The sequence below is a fragment of the Cellulomonas sp. C5510 genome (genome assembly GCF_019797765.1).
In the GTDB taxonomy this organism is placed as follows: Bacteria; Actinomycetota; Actinomycetes; order Actinomycetales; family Cellulomonadaceae; genus Cellulomonas.
In genome coordinates this window covers 1,321,343-1,341,632 of sequence record NZ_CP081862.1, presented here as the reverse complement: position 1 = coordinate 1,341,632, position 20,290 = coordinate 1,321,343, and the positions used below count along the sequence as shown (strand labels likewise).

The following is a 20,290-nucleotide window of genomic DNA, read 5'->3' as shown; positions in this document are numbered from 1 at the left end:
GTTGGATCTGCTTCCGAGAGGGACTCCCCGTGACTGCACCCGTCGACGCCACCACCACCGGCGCCTGGACCGCCCTGACCGCGCACCGTGACGCGCTGACCCCGGACCTGCGCGGCTGGTTCGCCGCCGACCCGGAGCGTGCGACCCGCCTGACCCGGCAGGTGGCGGACCTCACCGTCGACCTGTCGAAGAACCTCGTCACCGACGAGACCCTGGAGCTGCTGACGCGGCTCGCCGACGAGGTGCACCTCAAGACCCGCCTGGACGCGATGTTCTCCGGCGAGCACATCAACGTCACCGAGGACCGCGCGGTGCTGCACACGGCCCTGCGGCGCCCCGCGGACGCCGAGCCGCCGCTGGTCGTGGACGGCCAGGACGTCGACGCGGACGTGCAGGAGGTGCTCGCCAAGGTCGCCGCGTTCGCGGAGAAGGTCCGCTCCGGCGAGTGGACGGGCGTGACCGGCGAGCGGGTGGCGACGGTCGTCAACATCGGCATCGGCGGTTCGGACCTCGGCCCCGTCATGGCGTACGAGGCGCTCAAGCCGTACGTGCAGGAGGGCCTCGAGGTCCGGTTCGTGTCGAACATCGACCCGACGGACATCGCCGAGAAGACGAAGGACCTCGACCCGACGACGACGCTGTTCATCGTCGCGTCCAAGACGTTCGGCACCCTGGAGACGCTGACCAACGCGCGCCTGGCCCGTGACTGGCTGTGGCGCGGGCTGGTCGCCGCCGGCGCGATCGAGGACACCGAGGAGGCCCGCACCGGCGCCGTCGCGAAGCACTTCGTCGCGGTGTCGACGGCGCTCGACAAGGTCGCCGCGTTCGGCATCGACCCGGAGAACGCGTTCGGGTTCTGGGACTGGGTCGGCGGCCGCTACTCCGTCGACTCCGCCATCGGCACCTCGCTCGCGATCGCGATCGGCCCGGACGCGTTCGGCGAGCTGCTCGAGGGCTTCCACGCCGTCGACGAGCACGTCCGCAGCACGCCGTTCGAGCAGAACGTGCCGGTCCTCATGGGCCTGCTCAACGTCTGGTACGTGAACTTCCTCGACGCGCACACGCACGCCGTCCTGCCGTACGCCCAGTACCTGCACCGGTTCCCGGCCTACCTGCAGCAGCTGACCATGGAGTCGAACGGCAAGTCGGTCCGCTGGGACGGCACGCCGGTCACGACGGAGACGGGCGAGGTGTTCTGGGGCGAGCCCGGCACCAACGGCCAGCACGCGTTCTACCAGCTCATCCACCAGGGCACCCGGCTGATCCCGGCGGACTTCATCGCTGTCGCGAACCCCGCGCACCCGCTGCAGGACGGCGGCACCGACGTGCACGCGCTGTTCCTGGCGAACTACTTCGCGCAGACCAAGGCGCTGGCGTTCGGCAAGACGGCGGACGAGGTGCGCGCCGAGGGCACGCCGGAGGAGATCGTCCCGGCCCGCGTGTTCTCCGGGAACCGCCCGACGACGTCGATCCTGGCGCCGTCGCTCACGCCGTCGGTGCTGGGCCAGCTGATCGCGCTGTACGAGCACATCACGTTCGTCCAGGGCGTGGTGTGGGGCATCGACTCGTTCGACCAGTGGGGCGTCGAGCTCGGCAAGAAGCTCGCGCTCGAGATCGCACCGGCGGTCGAGGGCGACACGGCGGCGCTCGACGGGCAGGACCCGTCGACGCGCGCCCTCATCGCGCGGTACCTGGAGCTGCGGCAGGGCTGAGCCCGGAGCACGCGTCACGACGGAGGCCCGCACCCCGAGCGAGGGGTGCGGGCCTCCGTCGCGTCCGGCCCTGCCGCGCGGCTCAGTGCGCGGAGCCGAACCACTCCTCCACCCGCTCGGCCACCGCGCGGTCGAACGTGTCGTCGTCGTGGTGCGTCATCAGCCACTGCACGAACGACCCGCCGGCCACCGCGTCGAGCTCCTTCCGGCAGCGCGCGGTGTCGGTGACCGCCCGGTGCAGCAGGTCGACCGCCTCGTCTGGAGTCCGGTAGCAGAACGGGTACCCCTCGGGCAGCAGGGCCCGCGCCCAGGGCAGGTCGGGGAACACCCCGACGGCACCGGCGGCGAGCGCCTCCACGTACTCCAGGCCGTAGGACTCCTCGGTGGCGGTCGCCAGGAACGCCGTGGTGCGCGCGAGCGCCTCCCAGTACGAGTCGCGGCTGGACGTGAGCGGCCCCACCCAGCACCAGTCCCGCTCGGACATCCGCATGGCGGTCTCGGACACGAGGTGCGACTCGTGCAGGCGGGCCTCCACCCGGATCGGCGTCCGCTTGTGCACGCGGTCCACGACCTCGAGGAACAGCCGCGGCTGCTTGCGCTCCGAGACGTAGATCGCGGGGTACAGCACGACGGGGACCGGCGGTTCCCGGCGCGGCCGGATGTGGTCGACCCGGAACCCGAGGTTGACCCAGGCGATCCGCGCCCGCTCCCCGAGCGCCGGCACGGTGCTGCGGGCCACCAGCTCGCGGATCTCCGAGGCCGTGCGGGCGGAGTTCGCGAACGTCGGGAACAGCGCGCACGACAGGGCCAGGGCCGCGCGCTCGACGTCGTGCTGGTAGCGGGTCGCGTCCCACCAGACGAAGTTCATGATCTGCGGCCGCTCGCACCCGCCCGCGCGCAGCGTCTGCCAGACCTGCACCGAGTCGAGCACGTCCATGGTGACGACCACCGTGCCGTCGCCGTCGAGGAACTCCAGCGGCAGCATGTCGAAGCCCGCGCACCGCCGCGGCCCCGGACCGACGAGCACCGACCCCGGGAACACCCGCAGCAGCCGCCGGACGAGCGTGGCCGCGGCGTCGTGCCCCGCGACCTGCCCGTCAGGCCCGACGAGGACCGCGTCGTGCTTGACCGCGACCCGCACGGCCGGTCACCGCCCCTCGGACTCGACCAGCTCGTCGGCGTCCACCGGGACGTCGTCCGGCAGGACGTCGCGCTCGGTCGCCGCCTGGCGGGGCACACCGTCGCCGGCCGTCCGGTCGGCCGGCATGGCCGTCCGGTCGTCGGCGCGGTCGCCGGCGTCCGCGTCGCCGCCGGCGGGCTCGGACGGCTCGGCCGGCTCCGCGTCCCCGACCGGCGCCGAGCCGATGCGCATCCCGTAGAACGACCGGTACACGAAGTACGCCGACACCACGAAGAACACCGCCGCCAGCACGTGCACCAGGACGCCGCGGCCGTCGTCCGCGAGGCTCACCGCGAGCTCGACCGCCAGCAGCCCGAACAGCGTCGTGAACTTGATGACCGGGTTGAGCGCGACGGACGAGGTGTCCTTGTACGGGTCGCCGACCGTGTCGCCGACGATCGTCGCGTCGTGCAGGGCGGTGCCCTTCGCGTGCAGGTCGACCTCGACGATCTTCTTCGCGTTGTCCCAGGCGCCGCCGGCGTTCGCCATGAAGATCGCCTGGTAGAGGCCGAACACCGCGATGGAGATCAGGTAGCCGATGAAGAAGAACGGCTCCACGAACGCGAACGACAGCGTGGCGAAGAAGATCGCGAGGAACATCGTCAGCATGCCCTTCTGGGCGTACTGGGTGCAGATCTCCACGACGCGGCGGGAGTCCTCCTCGGACGCCCGGGTGCTGCCGTCGAGCTTGATGTTGCCCTTGATGAACTCCACCGCGCGGTACGCGCCCGTCGTGACCGCCTGGATCGACGCCCCGGTGAACCAGAAGATCACCGCGCCGCCGGTGATGAGGCCGAGCAGGAACGGCGGGTGCAGCAGCGACAAGTTCTCCAGGCCGGTGGTCAGGCCCTGGGTGAGCGCCACGATGATCGAGAAGATCATGGTGGTCGCGCCCACGACGGCCGTGCCGATGAGGACGGGCTTCGCCGTCGCCTTGAACGTGTTGCCGGCGCCGTCGTTCTCCTCGAGCATCCGCTTGGCGTTCTCCCACTGCGGCAGGAACCCGTGCTCGGCGTCGATCTGCTCCGCGGCGCCCGGCAGCTCCTCCACGAGCGACAGCTCGTAGACGCTCTGGGCGTTGTCCGTGACCGGGCCGTAGGAGTCGACCGCGATGGTCACGGGCCCCATGCCGAGGAACCCGAACGCGACGAGACCGAAGGCGAACACGGCCGGCGCGACCATGAGGTCGCCGAGGCCCTGCTCGCTGATGAGGAACGCGCCGCCCATGAGGCCGACCACCGTGATGCCGAGCCAGTAGGCCGAGAAGTTGCCGGCCACGAGCCCGGACAGGATGTTGAGCGACGGGCCGCCCTCGCGGGAGGAGGTGACGACCTCGCGCACGTGCCGGCTGTTGGTCGAGGTGAACACCTTGACCAGCTCCGGGATGAGCGCGCCGGCCAGCGTGCCGCAGGAGATGATCGCCGCGACCTTCCACCACAGCCCGTCCCCGGCGCCCTCGAGGTGCCCGAGCACCGCCCAGGTGGTCACGTAGGTGAAGACGATGGACACCAGCGAGGTCAGCCACACCAGCGACGTCAGCGGCCTCTCGAAGTCCATGCGGTCCGCCGTGGCGTAGCGGCGGCGGGTCCAGGCGTCGTTGGCGAGGTAGGACACGGCGGACGCGATGACCATCACCGCGCGGATGACGAACAGCCACACCAGGAGCGTCGCCTGCACCGCGGGGTCGTCGACCGCCAGCAGCACGAACGTCACCAGCGCCACGCCGGTCACGCCGTAGGTCTCGAAGCCGTCCGCGCTCGGGCCGACCGAGTCGCCCGCGTTGTCACCGGTGCAGTCGGCGATGACACCGGGGTTGCGGGCGTCGTCCTCCTTGATCTTGAAGACGATCTTCATGAGGTCGGACCCGATGTCCGCGATCTTGGTGAAGATGCCGCCCGCGATGCGCAGCGCCGAGGCGCCGAGGGACTCGCCGACCGCGAACCCGATGAAGCACGCGCCCGCGACGTCGGCCGGCAGGAACAGCAGGATCACCAGCATCATGAACAGCTCGAGGCTGATGAGCACCATGCCGATCGACATGCCCGACTTCATCGGGATCCGGTGCACCGGCAGCGGCCGGCCCCGCAGCGACGCGAACGCCGTCCGGGAGTTCGCGAACGTGTTGACGCGGATGCCGAACCACGCCACCGCGTACGACCCGGCCATGCCGAGCAGGCTGAACCCGATGATCATCGCGACCCGGCCCCACTCGAAGCCGACGAGCGCCTTGTAGTACACGACGATCACCGCGGCGATGAACACCCACAGCAGCATGAGGAACCTGCCCTGCTGCGTGAGGTACGTCTTGCAGGTGGAGTAGATGAGCTCGGAGATCTCCCGCATGGCCGTGTGGACCGGCAGGCGGCGGAGCTGCACGTACGACGCGACGCCGAACGCCAGGCCCAGCACGCACACCACCAGCCCGAGGCCCAGCAGCAGCCGCCCGGAGACCCCGCCGAGCACGGTCACGGCGCCGAGGTCGGGCAGCACGAGGCTGGCCTCGCCGCCGTGCACGGCACCCGCGCCGGCGCCCGATCCGGCACCGGACCCGGCACCCGCGCCGGCCTCGCCGCACCCGGCGAGCAGGAGGACCAGCGCGCCGGCGGCCCCGCCCAGCACGGGCAGGCGCCGGGAGCGCCGGGAGGTGCGGCGGGGTCCTGCTGCCCCCGCCGCGAGGTCGTCGTTGCCGGTCCGTACGTCTGTGTTCACGGTCGGTTCCCTGGTGAGAGCGCCTTCGCTGCCACCTTCGACGCTAGGACCGTGACGCAGGTCACGGATGAGACGTACGGCCCAGGACCGACGTCCCGGGCGGGCGCCTCAGCCCCAGCGCCCGAGCCGCTGCGCGAGCAGCCCCAGGGCCACCGGGCCGGCCGTCGACGTGCGCAGCACGTGCGGCCCGAGCCGGACGGTGACCGCCCCCGCGCCGACCAGCGCCGCGACCTCCCGCTCCGAGATGCCGCCCTCCGGCCCGACGACGACCAGGACGTCCGTCCCGGCACCCGCCGCGGGCAGCGCGGCCCCGCCCAGCGGCACCGTCGCCTCCTCGTGCAGCACCAGCGCGACGCCGCCCGCGGCCACCACGTCGCCGACACGTCGCGCCAGCGCCGGGGAGTCCAGCGCGAGCTCCACCTCGGGGACGTGCGCCCGGCGGGCCTGCTTCGCCGCCGTCCGCACCGTGCCGAGCCAGCGCGCGCGGCTCTTCGCCGCCCGGTCCCCGCGCCACACGACGACCGACCGCTCGGCCTGCCACGGCACGACGCCGTCGGCACCCACCTCCGTGGCCGCCTCGATCGCCAGCTCGTCCCGGTCGCCCTTGGCGAGGGCCTGCACGAGGACGAGCCGCGGCGCGGGAGGTGCCTCCACGACGACGTGCCGGACGCGCAGGTGCACGCCCTCGGGGCCCACGTGCTCGACCTCGCCGACCAGCCGCACGCCGGCCGTGTCCACGACGTCGACGCGCTCCCCCGGCGCCCGCCGCTGCACGACCCCCGCGTGCCGGCCCTCGGTGCCGTCCAGCAGGTACAGGTCGCCGGCCGCGAGTGCCGCGAGACCGCCCGGCTCGGCCAGGAAGACGGGTGCCGTCACGTGTCAGCGCCCGGCGAGCTTGTCGCGCAGCTTCGCGAAGACACCCGGCGTGGACGCGGACAGCCGCGCCTCCGGGCGCTCCTCCCCGCGCAGCGCCGCGAGCCGGCGCAGCAGCTCCGCCTGCTCGTCGTCCGTCGCGGTCGGCACCTGGACGTCGACGTGCACGTGCAGGTCGCCGCGGCCCCCGGCGTGCAGGTGCCCGACACCGAGCCCGCGCAGGGTGACCACCTGCGCCGGCTGCGTGCCGGGGCGCAGGTCGACCTCCTGAGGGCCGTCCAGCGTGTCCAGCGTGAGCACCGTCCCGAGCGCCGCCGCCGTCATCGGGACCTGCAGCGTGCAGTGCAGGTCGTCGCCCTCGCGGACGAACGACTCGTGGCGCCGCTCCCGGATCTCCAGGTACACGTCGCCCGCCGGGCCGCCCGCCGGGCCGACCTCGCCCTGCGCCGTGAGCTTGATGCGCGTGCCGGTGTCCACGCCCGCGGGGACGTCGACCTCGAGCACCCGGCGCGACCGGACGCGGCCCTCCCCGGCGCACTCGGTGCACGGCTCGGGGATGACGGTGCCGAACCCGTGGCAGGCGGCGCACGGCTGCGAGGTCATGACCTGGCCGAGGAACGAGCGCGCGACGCGCTGGACGCTGCCGCGGCCGCCGCACACGTCGCAGGTGCGCGGCGACGTGCCGGGCCGGCAGCACGTGCCGCCGCAGGTCGGGCAGAGCACCGCGGTGTCCACCGGAACCTCGCGATGCGTGCCGAACGTGGCCTCCGCGAGGTCGATGTCGAGCCGCACGAGCGCGTCCTGGCCGCGCCGGGCGCGCGGGATCGGGCCGCGCTGCGCCCCGCCCGCGGCAGCGGCACCGAAGAACGTCTCGAAGATGTCCTGGAAGCCGAAGCCCCCGCCCATGCCGCCGCCCGAGGACGACGGGTCGGCACCCATGTCGTACATGCGGCGCTTCTCCGGGTTGGACAGGACGTCGTACGCCCGGGAGACGTCCTTGAACCGCTCCTCCGACGCGGCGTCGGCACCGGCCACGTCCGGGTGCAGCTCGCGCGCCAGGCGGCGGTAGGCCTTCTTGATCTGCTCGGGCGTGGCGTCGCGGTCCACGCCGAGCACCTCGTAGTAGTCGCTCACTCGTCACTTCCTGTCGGTCGCGCGCGTCGACGCGGGTCGGGGGCGCCGCGGGGGCGGGCGCGGGTGGTGCGGTCGGGGCCGGTCACCCGGCGAGGATCCGGGACAGGTAGCGGGCGACGGCGCGGACCGTCGCGATCGTCCCGGGGTAGTCCATGCGGAGCGGGCCGACCGAGCCGATCCGGGCGACCGCGGCGCCACCGCCGTCGCCGGGCCCGCCGTAGCCGGTCGTGACGAACGAGGTCTCCACGAGGCCCTCGTGCTGGGTCTCGCGGCCGATGCGCACCGCCACGGCCGCCTCGTCCTCGGCCATCTCGGTCAGCAGCCGCAGCAGCACGACCTGCTCCTCCAGCGCCTCCAGCACGGGGCTGATGGTGCGGGCGAAGTCCTGGCCGCCGCCCCGCACGAGGTTCGCGGTGCCGGCCAGCACCACGCGCTCCTCGCTCTCGCGGGCCAGCGTGTCCTCCACGACGGCGACGACGGCGCGGACCAGCGGGGCCGCGACGGGCTCGAACTCGTCGGACAACCCGGACAGCACGGCGTCCAGCTCCGCGAGCCGGCGGCCCGCCGCCGCCACGTTCAGCCGGACCCGCAGCCGGGCGACGACCGCTCCGTCGAGCGGCTCGGCCAGCTCCAGGGTGCGCTGCTCCACACGGCCGTGGTCGGTGATGATGACGACGAGCAGGTGCCGGTCGCCGACCGGGACGAGCTCGACGTGCCGCAGGGCCGTGCGCCGCAGCGACGGGTACTGCACGACGGCCACCTGGTGCGTGAGCTGGGCGAGCAGCCGGACGGCGCGGTCCACCACGTCGTCCAGGTCGGCCGCGTCCTCCATGAAGGTCTCGATGGCCCGGCGCTCCGGCGCGGACAGCGGCTTGACGGTCGCGAGCCGGTCCACGAACAGCCGGTAGCCCTTGTCGGTCGGCACCCGGCCGGCGGAGGTGTGCGGCTGCACGATGTAGCCGGACTCCTCGAGCGCGGCCATGTCGTTGCGGATGGTGGCCGGCGAGACGCCGAGCGCGTGCCGCTCGACCAGCGCGCGGGAGCCGACGGGCTCGCGGGTGGCGACGTAGTCCTCCACGATCGCGCGCAGCACGTCCAGCCTGCGGTCCTCGCTCATCGCCACCTCCCGATGCCTGTCACCCGGTCCGTCGCGCCCGGTCCGCCGGCGCCCACGTCCCGTCCGCCGCGCCGTCCGGCGGCCGCCGGGACGCACCACCGGGATGGCACTCACCGGACGCGAGTGCCAATTCTACTCGGCCGCGCGGGCAGGTGCCCTGCGGCCCGCGCCCGAGGCCCCGGGTCCGGCCGTCCCGCCGGTCGCCTCCGGGTCGCGCCGCCGCGCCACCAGGTCGACGACGCCGACCGCCAGGGCCACCGCGACGAGCGACACCGTCACGAGCAGCGCGCGCCCCGCGGCGACACCCCCCTCCACGCCGCCCGCCAGCGCGGTGTAGTACGTCGAGAGCGCGACGGCCACACCCAGCGCGGACCCCACCCGCTGCCCCACCTGCAGCATGCTGCCCGCGACGCCCGCCCGGTCCAGCGGCACGCGCGCGAGCGTCAGCGTCTGGTTCGGGGAGATCACCAGGCCGCTGCCCGCGCCCGCGACCATCTGCGTCCCGGCGACCACCAGGCCGACCGCCGGCGGGTCCACCAGGCGGATCGCCAGGTCCGTGCCGACGAGACCCGTGAGCACGAGCACCAGCCCCACCACGACCAGCGCCCGGCCCCGCGTCGCGACCAGGCGGCCGGACTGCTGCGCGGCCACGGCCGACGCGATCGCGAACGGCATCCCGACCAGACCCGCCTGCAGCGGCGTGAACCCCGCGATCTGCTGCAGGTACAGCGTGGTCACCAGGAACACGGCCGTGAACCCCGCGAAGTACGCCATGCCCAGCAGGGCCCCGTTGTGGAACGACGGCTCCCCCAGCACCCGCGGGTCGAGGACGGCGGCCCCGGTCCTGCGCTGGTACCCGCGCTCCCACGCGACCGTGGCCACGGCCAGCACCGCCGCCACCGCCAGCCACCACCAGCGCGCCGGGTCGTCGCCGCTCTCGCCGGTGGTGATGACGAACGGGACCATCACGGCCGTCGTCGTGACAGCCACGAGCACGAGACCCGGCACGTCGAGCCGCGGGCGGCCCGGACGCGCGGACGCGGCGGACGTCCCGGGGCGGCCGCGCGGCAGGAACCGCAACGCCAGCGGCAGCACCACCGCGATCACCGGCACGTTGACGAAGAACACCCAGCGCCAGCCGTGCTCGGCCCCGAACGCCTGGATGATCAGCCCGCCGAGCAGCGGGCCGAGCGCCGTCGACACCCCGATCGTCGCGCCGAAGTACCCGAACGCCCGGCCGCGCTCGTACCCCGAGAACAGCTGCTGGATCGTGCCGACCACCTGCGGGTTCAGCAGGCCCGCGCTCGCGCCCTGCAGCAGCCGCATGGTCGCGAGCACCTCGTCCGACGGAGCCAGGCCCGCCCCGAGGCTGGTCAGCGCGAAGCCGGTGAGCCCCACGAGGAACAGCGCACGCCGGCCGTGGGCGTCCCCGAGCCGGCCGGCCGGCACCAGCACCAGCCCGAACGCCAGCGTGTACCCCGCGACGATGAGCTGGAGCTGGCTCGCGCCGGCGTCGAGGCTGCGCTCGATGGACGGTAGAGCGACGTTGACGATGGAGACGTCGAGCATCGTGATGAACCCGATGGCCAGGCAGACGCCGAGCGCGCGCCAGCGGTGGGGGTCCGGCTCCTGCGCGGCCGGCGGCTGCGCGGCCGGCCGGTGCGCGGCGGGCGGCTGCGCGGTCGGACGCTGCGGGTGCGGGGTGGACGTCACCGTCGTGTCGTACCACGGCCCCGCGCGGTCGGCACCTAGGCTGCCGCGGTGACCGACCGCTACGGACCCGACGTGCTGGCCGCCGGATCGGCCCGCGCGCACCGCCGCCCGACCTCCGTCCCCACCCCGGCCGAGCGCGGGCTGGTCGTCGAGGAGGTCACCACCGGCTGGGTCGGCGCGGTGGTCCGGGTCGAGAAGTCGGGCGGGGAGCACGTCGTCGTGCTCGAGGACCGCCGGGGCCGCACCCGCACGTTCCGGCTCGGCCCCGGGTTCTGGGTCGACGGGCGGCCCGTCGAGCTCGTCGCGCCGCGCGCCGCCGCCCCCACCGGTCCGCGCCGCACCGCCTCCGGCTCGGTCGCCGCACCCGACCAGCGCGCCCGCGTCGCCGTCGGCAGCCGGATCTGGGTGGAGGGCAAGCACGACGCGGAGCTCGTGGAGAAGGTGTGGGGTGACGACCTGCGCGCCGAGGGCGTCGTCGTGGAGCTGCTCGACGGCGTGGACCACCTGGTCGACGCGCTGCGCGGGTTCCGGCCCGAACCGTCCCGCCGCGTCGGCGTCCTGGTCGACCACCTGGTGCCCGGGTCGAAGGAGCAGCGGATCGCGGAGGAGGCCCTGCGCGCCGCGCCCGCCGGGACGGTGCTCGTGCTCGGGCACCCCTACGTCGACGTGTGGCAGGCCGTGCGCCCCGAGCGGGTGGGCCTGCGCACGTGGCCGACCATCGAGCGCGGCACCGAGTGGAAGCGCGGCATCCTGCGCGAGCTGGGCTGGCCGGCGGACGATCAGGCAGACGTGGCGCGCGCCTGGCAGCGCATCCTGCGCAGCGTGCGGAGCTACACGGACCTGGAGCCGTCGCTGCTGGGGCGGGTCGAGGAGCTGATCGACTTCGTGACGGCCCCCTGAACGACGACCGGCGCCGCCCCCGGGTGGGGGCGGCGCCGGTGCGGCGTGCGGGTGCGCCCCGGGGTCAGGGGGCGACGGGGTCGCCCTGCGCCCGGCGGTACACGTACGTGGTCGCCAGCAGCCCGAACGGGAACGACACCAGCTGGCCGACGTAGCACAGGAAGCTGCCGACCGCGTTGGCCGCGAGGACGCCCAGGTACAGCAGCACGACGGTGCCGAGGTTGCGGTTCACCAGCGCGAAGCTGGCCTTGAGCGCGTCCACCGGCGCCATGCCCTTGTCGAGCACGAAGAACAGCGTGAACTGCGCGAAGAACGCGAACACGATGCCCGGCAGCACGAACAGCAGGGTGCCGATCGCCGTGCCCACGCCCACGAGCAGGACCGCGACGACGACCTTGCCCAGGTCGTCGAACCGGAAGAACGTGCCGAACTCGATGCGGCGGCCGTTCGCGACCTCCAGCGACGCGCGGATCACGCCCGCCTGGAGGAACGCCGACAGCAGGACGACGACCGCCAGGACCAGGAGCCAGCCGAAGCCGAGACCGACGGCGCCACCGGTGCGCAGCTCGCCCGTGACCGGGTCGATCGAGGCCGCGGTGCCCACTCCGAGGATCGCGAACAGCACGGCCGCGACGATGCCGATGACGACCACGTACACGAGGACGCCGAGCACGAACGGGCCCCAGTTCTGCGTGAACTTGGTCCAGCCCCAGTTGAACGAGTCGCCGACCGTCACGCCCGCGCCGGGCTGGCCGTACCCCGGCTGGCCGCCGTAGCCGGGCTGGCCGTAGCCGGGCTGCTGGCCGTAGGGGCCCTGGCCGGGCTGGCCGTAGCCGGCGGCCGGCGGCGGCGGGTAGCCCCCGGGAGGCGGCGGGTAGCCGCCTGCGGGGGCGCCGTACCCCCCGGCGGGCGGGTATCCGGGCGCCCCGGCGGGCGGCGGGGGCGGCGGGTACGCGCCGGGGGCGCCGGCCGCCGTCGGCGGCGCGGTCGGCGGGACCGGGGGCTCCGCGACAGGCGGCTCCGGCGTGCTCGGCGGGATCGGGGCGTCAGGCGTCGACGGCTCGTCGTCGCGCGGCGGGTTCGTGCCGGGGTTCTCGGTCATCGGAGTCCTCCTGGTCCGGACGTCGCTCGTCCGTCGCGACAGCGAACCGAAGCCCGAGGTCGCGTGTCAAGGAATACGACCGGACGTGTGCGAATCGGGCAGCTCGGACACAGCGCACCTCCGACCGGTAGCCTCGCCACGACCCGTCGCCGACGTCCCGGGAGCACCACCGTGTCGTACCCCCCGCCGTACCCGCCCGCCGGACCGCCGCCGCTGCGCCCCGACGAGGAGCGCACGTGGGCGATCGTCGCCCACCTGGGCGGCCTGGTCGCCGGGTTCCTCGCGCCGCTCGTCATCTGGCTGGTGTTCCGGGGCCGCGGCCCGTACCTGGAGAACCAGGCCAAGGAGTCGCTGAACTTCCAGCTCACCCTGCTCATCGCCTACGTCGCCGGGGGCGTGATCGCGCTCGTCACGCTCGGCTTCGGGACGCCGCTGCTGCTGCTGGTGTGGGTCGGGCAGCTCGTCCTGCAGATCCTGGCGGCCGTCGCCGCGAGCCGGTACGAGTGGTACCGCTACCCGGTGAACATCCGGTTCGTGAGCTGAGCCGGCTCAGTCGGTCAGCGCCCGCACCACGGCGTCCGCGAGCAGCCGCCCCCGGCGGGTGAGCACGACGCGGGCGCCGGGGCGGTCACCCCGTCCCAGGGCCGCGCGCCCGTCGACGAGACCGTCCGCCACGAGGGTCCCGACCGCGGCGCGGGCGCGTGCCGACAGCTCGTCGAGGGGCAGCCCCTCGCCGAGCCGGACGCCGAGCATCACCCGCTCCAGTCGCGCCGACGCGTCCTCGACCACCTCGCGCCCGGCCGCCGGGCTGAGGCCCGCCGCGAGCCGCGCGTCGTAGGCCCGCGGGTGCTTGACGTTCCACCACCGGACGCCGCCGACGTGGCTGTGCGCCCCCGGTCCGACGCCCCACCAGTCGTCGTTGCGCCAGTAGGCGAGGTTGTGCCGGCACGCGTCGTCCGGTGTGCGCGCCCAGTTGCTGACCTCGTACCACCGCAGCCCCGCCGCCGTCAGCAGATCGTCGGCGAGCTCGTACTTCGCGGCCTGGTCGTCCTCGTCCGGCAGCGCCAGCTCGCCCCGGCGCACCTGCACCGCCATCCGGGTGCCCTGCTCGACGACGAGCGCGTACGCGGACACGTGGTCGACCCCCGTCGCGAGCGCGGCCTCGACGGACGCCCGCCAGTCGTCGAGGGACTCCCCCGGTGTGCCGTAGATGAGGTCGAGCGACACCGCCAGTCCCGCGTCGCGCGCCCACCGCACGACGTCCGGGATGCGCCGCGGGTCGTGCGTGCGGTCCAGCGTGGCGAGCACGTGCGGCACCGCCGACTGCATGCCGAACGACACCCGCGTGAAGCCGCCCCGGGCGAGCGCCTCGAGCGACTCCGGCGTCACGGAGTCCGGGTTGGCCTCCGTCGTGACCTCGGCACCGGGCGCGAGCCCCCACGCGTCGCGCACGCCGTCGAGCACGCGCACCAGGTCGCCCGGCGGCAGGACCGTCGGCGTGCCGCCGCCCACGAAGACCGTCGACACCGGGCGCTCGGGCAGGCCCGCGTCGCGCAGCACCCGGGCGCCCAGCGCGACCTCCGCGAGCGCGGTGTCCGCGTACGCGATCTGGCTGGCCCCGCCGCCCAGCTCGGTCGCGGTGTACGTGTTGAAGTCGCAGTAGCCGCACCGCACCGTGCAGAACGGCACGTGCAGGTACACCCCGAACGCCCGCCCGGCCGCCGCGTCGACGACCGAGGCCGGCAGCGCGCCGTCGTCCGGGGCGGCGTCGCCGTCCGGGAGCGCCGGGCTCACTTCTTCTTCGCGTCCTTGGCGTCCTTGCCGCCGCCCGCGTCGGACGACAGCGCCGCGATGAAGGCCTCCTGCGGCACGTCGACCCGGCCGATCGTCTTCATGCGCTTCTTGCCCTCCTTCTGCTTCTCCAGCAGCTTCCGCTTGCGGGTGATGTCACCGCCGTAGCACTTCGCGAGGACGTCCTTGCGGATCGCGCGGATGGTCTCGCGCGCGATCACGCGCGACCCCACGGCCGCCTGGATCGGCACCTCGAACTGCTGGCGCGGGATGAGGTCCTTGAGCTTCGACGCCATCATGACGCCGTACGCGTACGCCTTGTCCTTGTGGACGATCGCGCTGAACGCGTCCACCTGCTCGCCCTGCAGCAGGATGTCGACCTTGACGAGGTCCGCGACCTGGTCGCCCAGCGGCTCGTAGTCGAGGCTCGCGTACCCGCGCGTCCGCGACTTCAGCTGGTCGAAGAAGTCGAACACGATCTCCGCGAGCGGCAGCGTGTACCGCATCTCCACGCGGTCCTCGGACAGGTAGTCCATGCCCTGCAGGTCGCCGCGCTTGCTCTGGCAGAGCTCCATGATCGCGCCGATGAACTCGCTCGGCGCGAGGATGGTCGACTTCACGACCGGCTCGCGCACCTCGCGGATCTTGCCGCCCGGGAACTCGCTCGGGTTCGTCACGGTGACGACCTGACGGTCCTCCATCGTCACCTCGTAGACCACGTTGGGCGCGGTCGAGATGAGGTCGAGGCCGAACTCGCGCTCCAGCCGCTCCCGGATGATCTCGAGGTGCAGCAGGCCCAGGAACCCGACGCGGAACCCGAAGCCGAGGGCCACCGAGGTCTCCGGCTCGTAGTTCAGGGCGGCGTCGTTGAGCTTGAGCTTGTCGAGCGCGTCGCGCAGCGCCGGGTAGTCCGAGCCGTCGATCGGGTACAGGCCCGAGAACACCATCGGCTTCGGGTCGGAGTAGCCGCCGATCGCCTCGGTGGCCGGCTTGCCGGCGTTCGTGACGGTGTCGCCGACCTTCGACTGGCGGACGTCCTTCACGCCGGTGATGAGGTAGCCGACCTCGCCGACGCCCAGCCCCCCGGTCGGGACGGGCTCCGGTGAGATGACGCCGATCTCGAGCAGCTCGTGCGTGGCCTTGGTCGACATCATCGCGATGCGCTCGCGCGGGTTGAGGTTGCCGTCCTTCACCCGCACGTACGTCACGACACCGCGGTAGGTGTCGTAGACCGAGTCGAAGATCATGGCGCGCGCCGGGGCTCCCGGGTCGCCCGTCGGGGCGGGCACGAGCTCGACGATCCGGTCCAGCAGCGCCTCGACACCCTCGCCCGTCTTGCCGGACACCTTGAGGCAGTCCGCGGGGTCGCCGCCGATCAGACCGGCGAGCTCCTCCGCGTACTTCTCGGGCTGCGCGGCCGGCAGGTCGATCTTGTTCAGCACCGGGATGATCTGGAGGTCGTTCTCCATCGCCAGGTACAGGTTCGCGAGCGTCTGCGCCTCGATGCCCTGCGCGGCGTCCACGAGCAGCACCGCGCCCTCGCACGCCGCCAGCGACCGGGACACCTCGTAGGTGAAGTCCACGTGGCCCGGGGTGTCGATCATGTTGAGCGCGTACGGGGTCTCACCGAGCTGCCACGGCATCCGCACGGCCTGCGACTTGATGGTGATGCCGCGCTCACGCTCGATGTCCATGCGGTCGAGGTACTGCGCCCGCATGGCGCGCGCCTCGACGACGCCCGTGAGCTGCAGCATGCGGTCGGCGAGCGTCGACTTGCCGTGGTCGATGTGCGCGATGATGCAGAAGTTGCGCAGCAGCTCGGGCGGGGTCGCCGCCGGGGTGATGCGCCGGGACAGCTCGGCGCTCGGGATCGGGGACACGTGCTCCCTCGGTTTCGCAGGGTCGGACTGCCACCATGGTCCCATGCCGACGCGCGAGTCCCGAGCCGGCGGCGCCGCGCCCGCCGCACCCGTGCTGCTCGACGTGCTCGCCGAGGCGCAGGACGCGTTCGCCCGGCTGCTCGCCGACGCCGACCCTGACGCGCCGGTCGCGGCCTGCCCCGGCTGGACCGTCACCGACCTCGTCCTGCACCTCGGCGCCGTCCACGTGTGGGCGGCCGGCATGGCGCGCGGCACGGACAGCGACGAGGAGGGCGCGCCGGGGCCCCGTGAGCCGGTCGCCCTGCAGGCGCGGTACCGGGAGCAGGCCGGGACGTTGCTCGGCACGCTGCGCGCACTCGGGCCGGACGCCCCCGGCCTCACGCTCCTCGGCCCGGGCCCCGCGTCGTTCTGGCACCGGCGCCAGGTGCACGAGACGCTCGTCCACCTGCACGACCTCGCCGCAGCCGCCGGCGCGGAGCACCCCGTGACCGACCCGTCGCTCTGGGCCGACACGGTCGACGAGGTCGTCACCGTGATGCTGCCCCGGCAGGTCCGGCTGGGTCGCACCACGCTGCCCGAGGTCGCCGTCCGCCTCGCCGCGCCGGACGCGGGCAGGACGTGGCTGCTCGGCGTCGCGGAGGCCGGCCCCGCCGCCGAGGTGGCCGGACCCTCCCGCGCGCTCGCGCTGCTGCTCTGGGGCCGCACGACCGCGGACGACCCCGCGCTCCGGGTCGCCGGGGACCGGGCCGCCCTTCGTGCCGCGCTCGGCCGGGCTCTCACGCCGTAGGGCGTCGGACCGGGCCCCCGACCTGACGGGATCGCCGACGCCGCTCCCCCCGGGCGACGCGGGCCGGGCCGGCCGCGTGGCCGGAGGACGCATCGTCGCGACAGGATCCGCCTGGTAAGATCGTCAGTCGCGTGTCCGCCCGGGTCGGCGGGCACTCGTCCAGCGCCTCTCCGCGGGTGTCCCCACGCCCCAGTCCCGGAGCTGGACGCGCCCTCTACGACCTGTTCCTTTCGCTCCGGCGAACACACGAGAGAGACCACACCGTGGCCAACATCAAGTCCCAGATCAAGCGGATCCGCACCAACGAGAAGGCGCGCCTGCGCAACAAGGCCGTCAAGTCCGAGCTGAAGACCTACGTGCGCCGCGTGCGCGAGGCCGTCGCCGGCGGCGACAAGGACGCGGCGACCACCGCGCTCACCGCCGCGTCGAAGAAGCTCGACAAGGCCGTCTCGAAGGGCGTCATCCACGCCAACCAGGCCGCGAACAAGAAGTCCGCGCTGGCCAAGGCTGTCAACACGCTCTGACACGCCAGCAGTCCTGACCGGAGGGCGCCACCCCTGAGGGGTGGTGCCCTCCGTCGTCTCCACCCCGAGGGCCGCCGCGACCCGGCCACCGGCACCGGCCGGGCCACCCGCGTTCCGCGCCCGAGCAGGGCGACACGCCCCCCGGCGCGTCCGCACGGACGGATCCGAACGACGACGTGCCGCGGACGGCCCGTGAGACGCCCGAGGGCGTCACCCCCCCTGCGGGGTGACGCCCTCTGCGCGGGGGCGGCCGTCGCGGCCACCCCAGAGGAAGGCGGTGGTCAGTCCTGCGCCACCGCGCTCCACGCCTCCCAGAGCACCGCGGGGACCGCGGGCCGGAAGCCCGCCTCGCGCAGCGCCCGGTCGAACGCCTGCGCCGCGCCCGTGACGTCCCCGTGCCCGAGGAACCGGTCGCCGAGCTCGCGCCAGACAGCAGCGGACTGCCGCGACGCGGACATCATGCCGAGCATGTCGGCAGCCCAGCGGTACGCACGAGATGCAGCCGGCACCTCGCCGCGCGCGTGCAGCGCGTCGCCGAGCGCGAGCTGCGCGGCACTGCTCTCGAGACGCGGCTGGTCGCCCAGCCGCTCGAGGGCGCCCCGCGCAAAGCGCTCGGCCGCGATCGGGTCCCCCTGCATGAGGTGGGCGCGGGACCGCTCGACATCCAGGCGCGCCATCTCCACCTCGGAGCCGGACACCGCGAGCTCCGGAGCGGCGCGCTCGAGCTGCTCGAGCGCCATCGCCGGCTCGGCCGGATCGCTGCGCAGCAGGAGCCACGCGTAGTTCAGCCGGAGACGCGGGATGTCACGGCTGACCTCCCCCTCGCCCAGCAGCGCGAGGGCGCGCTCCGTGTAGCGCTTCGCCAGCGCGTAGTCGTGCCGCTGCTCGGCCACGAGCGCGGCGTTCCAGTACACGGACCCGCGGCCGCGCGGCGTCCCGAGCGACTCCGCCTGGCGGATCAGCTCGGCGGCGCGGTGCGTCGCGTAGAGCAGGTCGCCGCGCTCGACGTACGCCCACAGCGTCGTCGACCCGAGCCGCAGGTGCTCGTCGGTCCCGGTGAGCCCGGCGTCCTCCAGTTCGGCGAGCTGGCGGTCACCGAGCTCGATCGCCCGCCCGAGGTCGCCGGACTCCACGTAGGAGGCGACGAGGGCGGTCGCGGCGGCGGCGGCGTCGAGGTGGTGCCCCTCGGCACGGGCCTGGCTCAGGAGCGGCTCGAGGACGCCGACGGCCGACTCGAGGTCGCCGGCCATCTCGTGGGCCTGGGCGAGCGCGAGACGCGCATCGACGCGGACCTGCCTCGAGACGGGCTCGAGGTCGAGCGCGAGGATCCTGTCGCGGGCGGAGGTAGCCTCACCCGACACGAGGTCGAGGCGCGCGTAGTCCAGTGCGAGCCGGGCGCGGGCCTCTGCCGGCCCCTCGTCGCCGTGCTTGAGGTAGTCCACGGTCGAGCCGAGCCGCTCGGCGATGATCCCGAGTGCGGCGTCGGTGGGCTCCCGGCGGCCGGACTCGATCAACGAGATGTAGCTCGGCGAGAGCGCGTCGCCTGCGAGGGCCGTCTGGGAGAGCCCAGCGGCCAACCGCGCCTGGCGGACGCGGTCAGCAATGGTCGTCATGGAAGTCATTGTAGCTATGACGTGGTCCTGGGGCGAGCGGGTCACCCGTCCGCCCGTGCGGGAGCCGGACGCAGAGCCGGCCCGCTCCGCGCACCGAGAGCCAGCGGAGCGGGCCGGCATGCACCGACTGCGATCAGGCGATGACCCGGCAGCAACCCGTCGCGCCGCTCTGGATCGTGAAGCCACCGCCGGCGTTCGCAGCACCCGAGGCGCCGAGCGTGAGGGTGAGGGCGAGGGCGGCGGTCGCCAGGGCCTTGATCGAGGTGCGCATGGGTCTCTCCTGTCACAGAACGTTGACTCTCTGTCACGTCGATCATGACTCATCCGCCCCGGCCCGCACCACCTCTTCTAGGGATTCGCCTGATGTCCGCCCAAATGGGTGAATTGTCGCTCCAGATCAGGCGAGAATCCGGGGCAAGTGCGCCGGTCCGCGCGGTTCGCCCGTGTCATGCCGGATCGACTGTGATGTCATGGACGGCATGACCAGGGGACAGGGCGAAGCGGAGCGGCGGCTCGCCGCCGAGATCGACGCAGCGATCCCGGACGCGTTGCGACGCGAGTGGGACCGTCGTGTGGCCCGCGAGCAGGTCGTCATCGGCCGCCAGGGGATCTTCTCGCCACGACTGCACCCCTTCGGCTACGAGCTCGGCTTCCGTGTCCCCGGGGCGGCGGCCGCGGACGCCGCGGCCTGGTCGGAGCTGCAGCACGAGCGAGCCACCAGCGCCGTCCTCCGGGCGACGTTCGGCCGCGCGGACGTCGACGAGGTCGGGCACGGCCGGTGGTTGTTCGTCCGCTGCCCCCGTGCGTTCCTGGTGGGAGACCTGCACCTGCCTGCACGCCCCGACCGGCTCGTCGTCGAGATCGCCGCGGGCACCCGCATCGACGGCGACGTGCTGCGGGGGGTCCGCCACCTGCGCGAGCAGGGCTTCCGCGTCGCGCTCGCCGGGTTCGTGTCGCGCGCCGACCAGCGCGCGCTGCTCCCCCAGGCCGACTTCGTGAAGATCGACGCACGGGACCTCGACGTCGAAGGCGAGCCCGTCGTGGACCTGGCCCGGTCGCACGGCGCGCTGCTGGTCGCGGAGTTCGTCGAGTCGTCGGAGGAGCTGCGCGCCGGCCGCCGCCTCGGCTTCGACCTCTACCAGGGCAACCTGCTCGAGCGCAGCCTGCTGCTCGACCGGTCGTCGGCACCGCTGCTCGGCCCCGACCACGACTCGATCGGCCGGTACCTCTAGCCCGGGCGGCGTCCACGCGGGTC

The 20,290-nt window shown here is 73.8% G+C and carries 17 protein-coding genes; 6 read left to right on the top strand and 11 right to left on the bottom strand.

Annotation, left to right across the window (positions count from 1 at the left end):
- Window positions 1-29 precede the first annotated feature (29 nt).
- Window positions 30-1,712 (top strand): glucose-6-phosphate isomerase, encoded by a 1,683-nt coding sequence (gene pgi, locus K5O09_RS06070; RefSeq protein WP_222171896.1) that lies wholly within the window; start codon window positions 30-32, stop codon window positions 1,710-1,712.
- A gap of 82 nt (window positions 1,713-1,794) precedes the next feature.
- Here pgi and K5O09_RS06065 read toward each other — a convergent pair whose 3' ends face one another.
- The 6 genes from K5O09_RS06065 to K5O09_RS06040 form a co-directional block, all read right to left on the bottom strand.
- Window positions 1,795-2,853, bottom strand: a complete 1,059-nt coding sequence (locus tag K5O09_RS06065) for a glycosyltransferase family 1 protein (protein WP_222171895.1) — start codon at window positions 2,851-2,853, stop codon at window positions 1,795-1,797.
- A 6-nt stretch (window positions 2,854-2,859) separates the two neighbouring features.
- A complete protein-coding gene (locus K5O09_RS06060) occupies window positions 2,860-5,601 on the bottom strand; it encodes a sodium-translocating pyrophosphatase (RefSeq protein WP_370635528.1) in 2,742 nt (913 codons plus the stop codon).
- Window positions 5,602-5,709: 108 nt separating this feature from the next.
- Window positions 5,710-6,477 carry a 16S rRNA (uracil(1498)-N(3))-methyltransferase gene (locus K5O09_RS06055; RefSeq protein WP_222171894.1) on the bottom strand — a complete coding sequence of 256 codons (768 nt, stop codon included), beginning with the start codon at window positions 6,475-6,477 and terminating at the stop codon, window positions 5,710-5,712.
- Between the two features lie 3 nt (window positions 6,478-6,480).
- Window positions 6,481-7,608 (bottom strand): molecular chaperone DnaJ, encoded by a 1,128-nt coding sequence (gene dnaJ / locus K5O09_RS06050; protein WP_222171893.1) that lies wholly within the window; start codon window positions 7,606-7,608, stop codon window positions 6,481-6,483.
- Between the two features lie 82 nt (window positions 7,609-7,690).
- Window positions 7,691-8,725, bottom strand: a complete 1,035-nt coding sequence (gene hrcA / locus K5O09_RS06045) for a heat-inducible transcriptional repressor HrcA (protein ID WP_222171892.1) — start codon at window positions 8,723-8,725, stop codon at window positions 7,691-7,693.
- A gap of 132 nt (window positions 8,726-8,857) precedes the next feature.
- Window positions 8,858-10,438: an MFS transporter gene (locus tag K5O09_RS06040; protein ID WP_255596159.1), complete on the bottom strand. Its 1,581-nt coding sequence runs from the start codon at window positions 10,436-10,438 to the stop codon at window positions 8,858-8,860.
- Between the two features lie 48 nt (window positions 10,439-10,486).
- Here K5O09_RS06040 and K5O09_RS06035 point away from each other — a divergent pair, with 48 nt between their 5' ends.
- The gene (locus K5O09_RS06035; protein WP_222171891.1) at window positions 10,487-11,338 is read left to right on the top strand and encodes a DUF3097 domain-containing protein; all 852 of its coding nucleotides are present in this window, start codon (window positions 10,487-10,489) and stop codon (window positions 11,336-11,338) included.
- A 64-nt stretch (window positions 11,339-11,402) separates the two neighbouring features.
- Here K5O09_RS06035 and K5O09_RS06030 read toward each other — a convergent pair whose 3' ends face one another.
- A complete protein-coding gene (locus tag K5O09_RS06030) occupies window positions 11,403-12,440 on the bottom strand; it encodes a hypothetical protein (protein WP_222171890.1) in 1,038 nt (345 codons plus the stop codon).
- A gap of 171 nt (window positions 12,441-12,611) precedes the next feature.
- Here K5O09_RS06030 and K5O09_RS06025 point away from each other — a divergent pair, with 171 nt between their 5' ends.
- Complete coding sequence (locus tag K5O09_RS06025; RefSeq protein ID WP_222171889.1) at window positions 12,612-12,983, top strand: DUF4870 domain-containing protein; 372 nt, start codon at window positions 12,612-12,614, stop codon at window positions 12,981-12,983.
- Between the two features lie 6 nt (window positions 12,984-12,989).
- On the opposite strand, the gene hemW is transcribed toward K5O09_RS06025, so the two are convergent.
- Window positions 12,990-14,234 (bottom strand): radical SAM family heme chaperone HemW, encoded by a 1,245-nt coding sequence (gene hemW, locus K5O09_RS06020; RefSeq protein WP_222171888.1) that lies wholly within the window; start codon window positions 14,232-14,234, stop codon window positions 12,990-12,992.
- Window positions 14,231-16,111 (bottom strand): translation elongation factor 4, encoded by a 1,881-nt coding sequence (gene lepA, locus K5O09_RS06015; RefSeq protein ID WP_255596158.1) that lies wholly within the window; start codon window positions 16,109-16,111, stop codon window positions 14,231-14,233. Before lepA ends, hemW begins: the two co-directional genes overlap by 4 nt.
- Before the next feature lie 43 nt (window positions 16,112-16,154).
- Between lepA and K5O09_RS06010 the strand changes: the two genes are divergently transcribed.
- Both K5O09_RS06010 and rpsT read left to right on the top strand, forming a co-directional pair.
- Window positions 16,155-16,898: a maleylpyruvate isomerase family mycothiol-dependent enzyme gene (locus K5O09_RS06010; protein WP_222171887.1), complete on the top strand. Its 744-nt coding sequence runs from the start codon at window positions 16,155-16,157 to the stop codon at window positions 16,896-16,898.
- A gap of 263 nt (window positions 16,899-17,161) precedes the next feature.
- Complete coding sequence (rpsT, locus tag K5O09_RS06005) at window positions 17,162-17,422, top strand: 30S ribosomal protein S20 (protein WP_222171886.1); 261 nt, start codon at window positions 17,162-17,164, stop codon at window positions 17,420-17,422.
- A 281-nt stretch (window positions 17,423-17,703) separates the two neighbouring features.
- Here rpsT and K5O09_RS06000 read toward each other — a convergent pair whose 3' ends face one another.
- The gene (locus K5O09_RS06000) at window positions 17,704-19,035 is read right to left on the bottom strand and encodes a helix-turn-helix domain-containing protein (protein WP_222171885.1); all 1,332 of its coding nucleotides are present in this window, start codon (window positions 19,033-19,035) and stop codon (window positions 17,704-17,706) included.
- A 133-nt stretch (window positions 19,036-19,168) separates the two neighbouring features.
- Window positions 19,169-19,306 carry a hypothetical protein gene (locus K5O09_RS05995; RefSeq protein WP_222171884.1) on the bottom strand — a complete coding sequence of 46 codons (138 nt, stop codon included), beginning with the start codon at window positions 19,304-19,306 and terminating at the stop codon, window positions 19,169-19,171.
- A gap of 208 nt (window positions 19,307-19,514) precedes the next feature.
- On the opposite strand from K5O09_RS05995, the gene K5O09_RS05990 reads away from it, so the two are divergent.
- Window positions 19,515-20,267 carry an EAL domain-containing protein gene (locus tag K5O09_RS05990; protein WP_222171883.1) on the top strand — a complete coding sequence of 251 codons (753 nt, stop codon included), beginning with the start codon at window positions 19,515-19,517 and terminating at the stop codon, window positions 20,265-20,267.
- The last annotated feature ends 23 nt before the right edge of the window (window positions 20,268-20,290 follow it).

Coding starts and splice junctions, on each gene's coding strand:
- hrcA (WP_222171892.1), bottom strand. CDS start 8,725: ATGAGCGAGGACCGCAGGCTGGACGTGCTGCGCGCGATCGTGGAGGAC.
- K5O09_RS06030 (WP_222171890.1), bottom strand. CDS start 12,440: ATGACCGAGAACCCCGGCACGAACCCGCCGCGCGACGACGAGCCGTCG.
- K5O09_RS06010 (WP_222171887.1), top strand. CDS start 16,155: ATGCCGACGCGCGAGTCCCGAGCCGGCGGCGCCGCGCCCGCCGCACCC.
- K5O09_RS06000 (WP_222171885.1), bottom strand. CDS start 19,035: ATGACGACCATTGCTGACCGCGTCCGCCAGGCGCGGTTGGCCGCTGGG.
- K5O09_RS05995 (WP_222171884.1), bottom strand. CDS start 19,306: ATGCGCACCTCGATCAAGGCCCTGGCGACCGCCGCCCTCGCCCTCACC.
- K5O09_RS05990 (WP_222171883.1), top strand. CDS start 19,515: ATGACCAGGGGACAGGGCGAAGCGGAGCGGCGGCTCGCCGCCGAGATC.